General features: G+C 64.1%; 5 protein-coding genes and 1 pseudogene. 5 read left to right on the top strand and 1 reads right to left on the bottom strand.

The features are described from left to right. The 4 genes and pseudogenes from JWQ61_RS03750 to JWQ61_RS03735 form a co-directional block, all read left to right on the top strand. Positions 1–331: pseudogene (locus JWQ61_RS03750) on the top strand (ABC transporter ATP-binding protein); the annotation flags it as partial. Beyond that, positions 328–2,433, top strand: coding sequence for a Fe(3+)-hydroxamate ABC transporter permease FhuB (fhuB, locus tag JWQ61_RS03745; RefSeq protein WP_304359334.1), 2,106 nt, complete (start codon positions 328–330; stop codon positions 2,431–2,433). The pseudogene JWQ61_RS03750 and the gene fhuB, both read left to right, overlap by 4 nt. Then, on the top strand, positions 2,433–3,266 hold the full coding sequence (gene fhuF, locus JWQ61_RS03740) for a siderophore-iron reductase FhuF (protein ID WP_304359333.1): 834 nt from the start codon (positions 2,433–2,435) through the stop codon (positions 3,264–3,266). The genes fhuB and fhuF overlap by 1 nt, the downstream gene beginning before the upstream one ends. Then, positions 3,245–4,270 carry an ABC transporter substrate-binding protein gene (locus JWQ61_RS03735; RefSeq protein WP_304359336.1) on the top strand — a complete coding sequence of 342 codons (1,026 nt, stop codon included), beginning with the start codon at positions 3,245–3,247 and terminating at the stop codon, positions 4,268–4,270. The genes fhuF and JWQ61_RS03735 overlap by 22 nt, the downstream gene beginning before the upstream one ends. Positions 4,271–4,351: 81 nt before the next feature. On the opposite strand, the gene JWQ61_RS03730 is transcribed toward JWQ61_RS03735, so the two are convergent. Further along, positions 4,352–6,106, bottom strand: coding sequence for a cyclic peptide export ABC transporter (locus JWQ61_RS03730; RefSeq protein WP_304359332.1), 1,755 nt, complete (start codon positions 6,104–6,106; stop codon positions 4,352–4,354). Positions 6,107–6,472: 366 nt separating this feature from the next. Between JWQ61_RS03730 and JWQ61_RS03725 the strand changes: the two genes are divergently transcribed. After that, positions 6,473–8,883, top strand: a 2,411-nt coding sequence (locus JWQ61_RS03725; RefSeq protein ID WP_304359331.1) for an amino acid adenylation domain-containing protein, incomplete at its 3' end; no start/stop codon positions are given.

Here is an 8,883-nt window from a genome sequence, read left to right as displayed (position 1 = left end):
TCTCGATATCCATCACCAGCTTGAAATCCTGCACGAGCTGCGCCGCTTGAACCAGGAGCAGGGGTTGACCATCGTCTGGGTGCTGCACGACCTGAACCAGGCTGCCGCATTCAGCGATGAAATCGTCCTGATGCGCGCTGGCAAGATCATTGCGCATGGTTCGCCCGACGCCATGCTGTCGCCGCATCATCTGCACGAAACATTCGATGTAACCATGCTGAAGATCGCTCATCCGCTGACAGGTGCGCCAATGTGTGTGCCAGCCTATGGCGAGGTCTCTCCGCCGGCGGCGCTGCGTGAAAACGGCGCCGATAAGGATCTCGCTGCATGACTGCGTTAGCAGGCCAACCTCCGCTTCGCCCAAACGCGGCGCTCGCAAGCCGGCATGCCCCGATGAAAAGCAGGGCAGGCCTGATCGGAGCAGCGCTCTTGCTGCTGATCGTGGTCACGGCGGCCGTGCGCCTGGGACCCGGGGTGCAGCAGTGGCTGGCGGCATCTGCGCAAGGCGGTGACGCCGCCATACTTAGCCGCATACTGCTGTTCGATTTGAGTGCGCCGCGGGTGGTGGCGGCGCTGGTCGCCGGCGGCTGTCTCGGCGTGGCTGGCGCGCTGTTCCAGGCGCTTACGCGCAATCCGCTCGCTTCTCCCGATTTGCTCGGCATTACCAGCGGCGCCCAATTGGGCTTGCTGGCCGCGATGGTGGTTCCTGCGCTTGCCGGCACGGCATCGGTGCTGCTGCTGTTCGGCTGCGGCCTGGCCGCCGCTGTCTGCGTGGTGGCGGCGGCTGGCTGGCGCGCGACGCCGTTGCGGCTGGTGTTGGCGGGCAGCGTTTGCATGTTGCTGTTTTCGGCAGTAGCGACACTGGTGCTGGCGTTTTTCGAGCAAAGCATCGCCGGCGCCGCGCTGTGGGCCAGCGGCAGCCTGTATCAACCGGGCGCAGACGGCCTCAAGCTGGCCATGGCATGGCTGGTGCTGCCGCTGATTGCCTTGCCGTTCGTGATGCGGCCGCTCAACCCCTTCGTGCTGGGCGACGATGCTGCTGCCGCCGCCGGCGTGCCGATCGATGCGACGCGGATCGGCGCCATGGTGGTGGCGGTGGGTTTTGCCAGCGTCGCGGTCAGCATTGCCGGGCCGCTATCGTATGTCGGCTTGATCGCGCCCAATCTGCTGCGCCAGCTGCGCGGCGCAAAAGCATCGAAACTGGGCGCCCTGGTGCCTTTGTCTGCATTGGTGGGCGGCGCGCTGGTGCTGGTTACCGACAGCGCGGTGCTGGCGCTCGACCTCGACGCCACGCTGTCGACCGGGGTAGCGATCGCACTGGTCGGCACGCCATTGATGCTGGCCATGATCCGCAGCGGCATCGTATGGTCGGGCGCAATGGCGGCAGGGCAGGAACGGCCGATGTCCGATGCCGGGACGCGCGCCGTGCGCATGCTGACAGCACTGCCATGGCCCTTGATCGCAGCCGGGTTGCTGCTGGCTGGCTGCGCGCTATTGTTTGCCGGCGCCTCGCTGGGCGCGAAGCTGATCGGCCCGGCCGGCTGGATCGCCGCGCTGGAAGGGCGCGACGAAGTAACCCGGATGCTGCTCGACCTGCGCCTGCCACGCCTTTTGTGCGCACTGCTGGCCGGAGCGTTGCTGGCGGCAAGCGGGGTGCTGATGCAGAGCATCGTGCGTAATCCGCTGGCTGGCCCTGAAGTGCTTGGCGTCACCCAGGGCGCAGGGCTGGCGACTTTCATCGCACTGATCCTGTGGCCGTTCGCGGCCCATTCGACCCTTGCCGTCGCCGCACTGGCCGGCGGCGCCGCCACGCTGCTGCTGACATTGCTGCTCAATCGCCGCCATCGTTATGCGCCGATGGCGGTAGCGCTCACCGGGCTGGTCCTCGGTACACTCTGGACTACGCTGTCACAGTGGCTGATCACGCAGCAGAGCGTGCAGCCGGCGCGTTTTGTGGTGTGGTTGGTCGGCGGCACCTACGGCCGCAGCTGGGGCGAAGTAGCCACGTTGCTGCCATGGTGCCTGCTGGCGCTGCCGGTGCTGGCGTTGCTCGCCAGGCCGCTCGACCTGCTGTCGCTGGGCGACGACCAGGCGGCGGCGCTCGGCCTGCCGATTGCCGTATTGCGGCCGCTGGTGCTGACGGTGGCGACACTTGCCGCCTGCGCGGCGGTCGCCGCTGTCGGTCCGGTCAGTTTCATCGGCCTGATGGCGCCGCACCTGGCGGTAATGCTGGGTGCACGCACGCACCGTACCCGGCTCTGGCTGGCCGCTGCATGCGGCGCGCTGCTGCTGGTCCTGGCCGATGTCGCCGCCCGCACGCTGCTTGCCCCGCGGGAGATTCCGGCCGGCGTGTTGACCGCCATGATAGGCGCGCCATACCTGCTCATCTTGTTGATTGCGCAGGCGCGACGCGAAAAGCGGGGCGGCCGCTGATGGATATCTTGCAGAGGACTGTCCTGAATCCGGGCGCCGGTGCGCCGGCGCATTGTTTCGCCGCGCTCGCGCCTGAATCGATGGCATCCTATCTCGAGCATGTCTGGCTCGGAAAACCACACGACAACCAGGCCGTCTCCGAAACGGAAAGCGAGACCGCAGAATCCGTTTGCATCCCGTTGACCCAGCTCGGCGCCTACCGTACTGAGCTGCTTGATGCGATGGTGTCGCACTACGGCGGCGATGGCGAGATCCACGCGCGGGCCTTGCTGTCGCAATGGAGCAAATATTATTTCTGGCTCGCGGCGCCGGCCGGCATCGCCGCGCTGCTGCTGCGCCGTCCGCTGGACATGTCGCCCGCCCGCACCCAGCTTGTGCTGCGGGCAGGGATGCCGACTGCACTGTATTTTGCCGCCGACGCGCTGCAGCCGCCCGAGAACGACTGCACGCGCTGTTATGCGCCGCTGGTGGAGCATCTGCAAGCGGTGATCGAGACGCTGGCAGACATGGCGCGCATTGCGCCGCGCGTGTTATGGGGCAATGTCGGCAACCTGCTCGACTATCTGGCCGGGCAATGCGCGGCCTTGCCGGGCGTGGCAAATGATATCGCCTGTCTGTTCAGGCCGGTCGCGGCGGATGGCTCGCCTAATCCATTGCGCACGCCGGTACGCCAGGTAAAACCGGGTTCGGCGTTGCTGCCCGACCCGTTCCGCGCGCGCCGCGTGTGCTGCATGCGCAATCAAATTCCAGGAGAAAAAAATCTGTGCGCCAGTTGCCCATTGTTGTTGACGATGCACGACGAAGCGCTCGCATTGCAGGATGCGATACGTTGACCAGGCAGGTGCAGCGGCTTTGCGCGATAGCGGCGGCTTGCGCCGCGCTGTGCGGGTCTCCAGCTCATGCTGCAGGCTCTGTAAGCCCGGCTCCGGCTTGCGAGCCGCTTGCCGGCAATCTCACCGTTTCGCAGTTCCAGCCAGGGATACCGAAGCGGCCCCGGCGGATCGTGGTGCTCGAATTCATGTTCGCCGAAGACCTGGCGGCGCTAGGCCTGACGCCGGTCGGCATGGCCGACGCTTCGAATTATCCGGGATGGTTTGACTATGACAAAGAGCGGCTGGCCGCGGTGCCGGATGTCGGTACGCGCCAGGAGCCGAGCTTCGAAGCGATCGCGGCCTTGCAGCCCGACCTGATTCTTGGAGTAGGGCTGCGGCACGCATCGATTTTCGCGGCGCTCAACCGCATCGCTCCCACCGTATTGTTCCAATACAGCCCTGACCTTGAGAAAAACGGTAGGTCGCTGACCCAGCTTGACTGGGCGCGTAAAATTTTCCGGACCGTCGCTTGCCTTACCGGGCGCGAAGATGCCGCCACTGCTGTCGAAGCCAGGCTCGACGCTGGCCTGGCGCATGATGCACAGCGCATTAAGCAGGCCGGCCGCAGCGGCGAGCAGGTCGCCTGGCTGCAGGAACTGGGCTTGCCTGACCGTTACTGGGCTTTCACCGGCAACAGCATGGCGGGCGGCGTGGCGCGCGCGCTTGGCGTTGAGCTGGGATATGCCGCGCCGACCCGTGAAGGCACTACTTACGTAACCTCTGAAGATTTGCTCAAGAAACCCGACCTGGCGGTATTGTTCGTCAGCTCAACCGGGCCTGAAGTGCCGCTCAAGCAGAAGCTTGATTCGCCGATCTGGCCCTTTGTACCGGCGCGGCGCGCAGGGCGGGTGGCGCTGGTCGAGCGCAACCTGTGGGTGTTTGGCGGGCCGATGTCGGCGCTGCGGCTGGCGGATACCATGACTGAGCAACTGCTGTCATTGCCGCCGCCGGCGAAGCCGCCTTGATGCCGATATCGGCGATATTCCTGTTCACCGCTTCATGATTGGCTGAATCCCGTCCTTGTGATTTACAAGGACGGGTATTGCTTAACCTTCGGTACCGTTGGCTGCCGTCGCCAACAGTGCGGCTGGCGCACCATAGGTTTCGCTGATGATGCTGCCGTTGTCGAGTTTCAGCACGCGGTCGGCGAGCGGGAAATAGCGATCGTCGTGGGTAATCACCAGCACAGTCTTGCCGCGCGCGCACAGTTCCGGCAGCAATTGTTCATAGAACACCGCTTTAAATGCCGGATCCTGGTCTGCAGCCCATTCGTCGAACAGGTAGAACGGCCGGTCTTCCAGGTAGGCCACCACCAGCGCCAGGCGCTTGCGCTGCCCGGTGGAGAGCGCCCGGGTCGAGAAGGCGCCATCGACCACTTGCACCTTGTGATCCAATGCCAGTTTTGCGACCAGTGCATTGGCCCGTGCATCTGCCTGCGCGCGCGACGAATCGTTCGGATCGATGATGCCGAGCAGGGCGTCGAACAGGTGGAAATCATTGAACACGGCGGTGAAGCGTTCGCGGTAGGCGGCGCGTTCGGCTGAGCCGATCGGCTTGCCATCCACCTCGATCACGCCGTCTTCAGGCTCGTACAGTCCAGTCAGCACCTTCGCCAGCGTGGTCTTGCCGCTGCCGTTGCCGCCGACCAGGAATACCAGCTCACCGGGCTTGAAGGTCAGGTTGATCGGGCCGACGCTGAACATCCGTTCGTCGCGCTCATGGAAATAGGAATGGGTGACATCGCGCAGCGTCAGGGTCTTGAACGGTTCATGCGATGCGCTTTCGCTGAGCGGCGGCACGGTGCGCAGGTTGCCGAACTCTTCCATCACCTTTTCGATCCGGTCCAGCGAGACGCGAGCTGCGTTCAAGGTCGGTACGTTGTTGAGCAGGCCGTCGAGCGGCAGCAGCATGAACAGGAAGACAACGATGTAGCCGGAAGCCGCGGCTGCGTCGGCGCGCACGCCGAGGGTCGGCCAGAATGCGGCCGCGCCGAGGAATACATAGAACAGGAACACAATCCAGCCGACCCCGACAGCATACGAGCTGAACGCGCGCCGGCGGTGGTCGCGCACCTCGCCGATGGCCGCGCCGAGCTGGCCGTCGAGGAACTGGCGCGCGCGCGCCTGGTGCAGTTTTAGTTCCTTCGCACCGGTAAATAATGCGCCGAGATAACCGAACAGCTTGTCTTGCGAGCGGCCGGCCGCTTCCAGCGAAGCGATGGCGCGCTTGTCGCCGCTATGGTAGCCGATCGAACCGACCACGATCGCCGTCAGCGCCAGCAGGCATACCGGCCAGGACAGCCAGGCCAGGTAGCCGAGGCAGCCGAATACGATCGAACCGTGCATCACGATATTGGGCAGGGCGAAAAACAGCATCGAGACGTTGGTGGCGTCGTCGGTCAGCACCGATTGCACGGGGGCAGCGCCGATCCGTTCGACATCGCGCAGCTCGGCGGCGGCGACGCGTTTGGCGACATGCTCGCGCAACTGCGCCATGGTGTCCTGCGACAGCCGTGCGAACAGGACCCCTGTAATTACCCGGGTGACCAGCGCTATCACGGCGCAAAGCCCGAAGCGCAGGGCGAGCGAACCGTCGGCCGCGCCTGACTCGGACAGTGCGCGATTCAGGGTCGCGACCAGCAGCACGCTGGCGATGCCGTTCAGCACACAGGCGGTGAGCGCAATCGCAAGGGCGCCGCGCGAGCGTTTGAGCAGGGCAATGATAAGGCGCATGGCCGGTTTGGCCTGCGCGCTGGATTCGGTAGGGGGCGGGGAAGCGTAAGGCTGGGTAGCAGCGGTCATCGGCGGTCAATCGGTTGGTGGTTGTTAAAAAATGAATGGAACAAGGCTCTTATCCCTGATGACGAACGACCGCGGCAAATATTTAACGCCCTGATACCGACAATGAAAAAAAACATGTTTCCGGGTGAATTAAGTAAAAATTCCGGCGCGTAGTTCGTCTATCTAGCAAAGAGGCCGTACTTGCGGCCGGACTTAGTGTCCTGAGCTAGAAATTCGTCGAAGAAAAGCGATGAAATCGGCGCCATGCGTCGTTGCAAATACTCGCAAGGGTCATTCCCTTGCTCCGTTTTGCGCCTAGCCTGACACCGATTGCATCACTTTTCTTATTCAACGAACTTCTAACTCAGGACACTAGGATTTATGTCTATGACGAGCTTTCCGATTGCATTGCACCACCAGATCCGTGCGCAAGCGCGCCTTGACCCCGATGCGCCCGCGCTGGCGTCGTTTACACCGCATACCGTGCGCTTGTCGCGCGGCGAGCTGGAGGCTCGCGCGTCGCGTCTCGCCGCCCGGCTGCGCGCGGCAGGCGTCAGCGCTGAGGTGCGGGTCGGCGTGTGTGTCGAGCGTTCCTGTGATCTGTTTGTTGCATTGCTGGCAGTATTGAAGGCGGGCGGGGTGTTCGTCGCCCTTGATCCGCGCCATCCTGCCGCGCGCCTTGACTGGGTAGTGCAGGATGCGGGGCTTGCCCATGGCATCGTCGACGATTCTGCCGATGCCACCATGCGAGCACGTTTTGCACAATGTTTCATTGTCGACAAGCCAGTGGCTGATGCCGAACCTTTGCTTGCGGAAGACGATGCGCCGGTAAATCCTCGGGCAGCGGCTTACATGATCTACACCTCGGGTTCGACCGGCACGCCGAAGGCGGTGGTGGTCGAGCATGGCCCGCTTGCCATCCACTGCGACGCGCTGAACACGTCGCTGCCGATCGGCCCCACAGACCGCCTGTTACATTTCGCCTCGGTGAATTTCGATGTGTCGATCGAGGCCTGGCTGGCGCCGCTGTCAATCGGCGCCAGCGTCGTGATCAGCGATCCGCCGCCGTTCCCGCCGGAAACCGCGCGCGCCATGATGGAGCGCGAAGGAGTCACCAACACCACCTTGCCGCCTGCCTATCTGCGCGAATTTGCTGCTGCTTCCAAGCGCTTTGGCGTGCCGTCCGCGCTGCGTGTGCTGCTGTTCGGCGGTGAAGCGATGTCGCAGGACACTTTTGATGAAATCAGGCAGGCGTTTCCTGAAATCCGGCTGGTCAACGGCTACGGTCCGACCGAGGCGATCATTTCGCCGATGCTGTGGCCGATTGATCCCGCCAGCGTACCGGCCCTGGAGCAGGGCAATGGTTTTGCATCGCTACCGATAGGCTGGCCGATAGGGTCGGCGATTGCACGGACTGCGCGTGTAGCCGACCTGCCGCAACGCCAGGCTGGCGAACTGCTGCTGGGCGGCGTATGCCTGGCGCGCGGCTACCACGGCCGCCCGGCGCTTACCGCCGAACGCTTCTTGCCTGATCCGGCCGGCGAGCCTGGCGGGCGCATCTATCGCACCGGCGACCTGGCGCGCGAACGTGCCGACGGCGCATTCGATTACCTGGGGCGCATCGACGACCAGGTGCAAGTCCGCGGCGTGCGGGTCGAGCCGGGCGAAATTGCTGCCTGCCTGCTGGCCCATCCGGCTGTCGGCGATGCAGCGGTGCTTGCCGAAACGGCAAACGGCCGTACCCAGCTGATTGCCTGCGTGGTGCTGAGCGAAGCGCTCGGCGACGAAGTGCTGAAGACGCATCTCGTGGCACAGCTGCCGCCGGCGTGGCAGCCGCATCGTTTTGTGCGCCTCGAGCGTTTGCCTTATACGCTTAACGGCAAGCTGGACCGGGCTTCGCTGCGCGAGACCGTGGCCGCGCTTCCGCTGGCGCCAGGCGCCGATTACCTTGCCCCGGCGACGGCGGTCGAAAACGGTCTCGCCGAACTATGGCAGCGGCTGTTGAACGATGCAGCACCCATAGGCCGTGCAGACTGTTTCTTTGCGCGCGGCGGCGATTCGCTGGCCGCCATGCAGCTGCAGGTAGCAATCCGGAACGAGTGGCGGGTAAACCTGCGGCTCGATGCGCTGTTCGACAATCCGTCGCTTGAGGAGCTGGCGCTGCTGGTCGAGCGCAGCGAAATCGAAACGCAAATGCAGGCGCATGGCATCCCGCGGGTGCGTGTGTCGCAGGATAGCAACGGCGCGCCATTTGTTGATCGTCCCGCATCGTTCGCCCAGCAACGTTTCTGGGTGCTCGCGCAGACCCGCGACGCCGGCGCGGCTTATCACATCGCCGTGCAATGGGATGTGGTGGGCGTCCTGAAGATCGACCTGCTGCAGCGTGCGCTTGACCTGATCATGGAGCGGCATCAGGCCTGGCGCACGACGCTGGTCGAAAACGATGACGGCATCGTCATGCAGCGTATTCACGCAGTCTTGCCGGTGCAGATGGCGGAAATCGATCTGCGCTCATACGGTGCTACAGAGCGTATGGCAAGTGCGGCCGAACTGGCGGAACGCCATGTGGCCGAAGCATTCGACCTGTCGAATGGGCCGCTGGTGCGCGCCACATTGCTGACGCTGGCCGATGATGCGCAACGCCTGCTGCTGACTAGCCATCACTCGGTCAGCGACGGCTGGAGCTCGCGTTGCGCATTCAATGAATTGACGGCGGCCTATGCAGCGTTCGCAGGAGGCCAGGCCGCCGAACTGCCGGCGTTGCCTATCCAGTATGCCGATTATGCCCAATGGCAGCG

This window comes from Collimonas fungivorans (genome assembly GCF_028292705.1).
GTDB classification, from domain to species: Bacteria; Pseudomonadota; Gammaproteobacteria; order Burkholderiales; family Burkholderiaceae_D; genus Collimonas; species Collimonas fungivorans_B.
The sequence above is the reverse complement of the archived record's forward strand: the minus strand, read 5'-3'. Positions and strand labels throughout refer to the sequence as shown.